Origin of the sequence: Bartonella sp. AP20NXHL, assembly GCF_042196165.1 — a bacterium.
Taxonomy (GTDB): domain Bacteria; phylum Pseudomonadota; class Alphaproteobacteria; order Rhizobiales; family Rhizobiaceae; genus Bartonella.
In genome coordinates, this window is the sequence record NZ_JBHIPV010000103.1 from 338 (window position 1) to 691 (window position 354).

Sequence of the window (354 nt, forward strand, 5' to 3'; positions counted from 1 at the left end):
TCCAATCGCCTCCTCCATCATTCAACTCTATGCAATTTATCTTGCCTATTTCGTATTGATCTTTAGACATTGATAAACCTTTTCATCTTATGGTATTTAAATGCATGGCAAATGCGCAAAAACGCAAAGCCGTGTAACGAAGTTCAAGCAGCATTCCCACGCAATGCGGACTGTGTACGCGAATCCGTATTGGCATGTCTTGCTGCTTTAAAAATGCGACGGCGACTTTTGGGGTAGCGGTCGCTAAAAACCTGCTCGACGGGCAAACCGATAAAATCGGCAATAGCGCGTTCGGCTTTCTCGTTAGACCGTGTCCAGATATGTTGAACACTGGATGACGAGAGTTGATAAGCT

The 354-nt window shown here is 44.9% G+C and carries 1 protein-coding gene; it reads right to left on the minus strand.

The genetic code is table 11. From position 1 onward, the window contains the following. Positions 1-143: 143 nt before the first annotated feature. Positions 144-354: helix-turn-helix domain-containing protein (locus ACFILL_RS09440; RefSeq protein ID WP_375681105.1), on the minus strand; the 211-nt coding region annotated here is incomplete at its 5' end.